General features: G+C 40.5%; 1 pseudogene. It reads right to left on the bottom strand.

What is annotated here, in order from left to right:
• Window positions 1-407: pseudogene (locus tag SCA31_RS22555) on the bottom strand (gliding motility protein); the annotation flags it as partial.

Below are 407 nucleotides of genomic sequence, written 5' to 3'. Positions count from 1 at the left end.
CTGTTAATCCAACCCAGTTATAAGTAATACCTCCTGTAGCAGTTAAAGTAACAGATTCTCCGGCACAAATTTTCGATTTATTCGCTGAAACCCCTGCTGTTGGAGGAACAACTATAATTGTAATCGTTGCAGGAGTTGCAGAGATACATCCGTTTGCTCCTATAGCAAAAACTGTATATACAGTCGTGTTCGTAGGCGAAACAACCTGAGTGTTTCCACTACCCGGAAGAGTTCCCCAATTATAAGTAGCCCCACCCGTAGCTGTTAAAGTAACCGATTCTCCAACATAAATCTGAGCAACTGATGAGGTTAAACCTGCTACTGGAATTGTTTTATCCTCAATAACTGTAACTGTTGCTGTGTAGGTACATGTTAAGTTTCCAGGTTGGTTTATATTTGAAACCGTT

The organism is Chryseobacterium sp. SIMBA_028 (assembly GCF_046535285.1).
In the GTDB taxonomy this organism is placed as follows: Bacteria; Bacteroidota; Bacteroidia; order Flavobacteriales; family Weeksellaceae; genus Chryseobacterium.
This window is presented reverse-complemented; position numbering and strand designations above follow the sequence as displayed.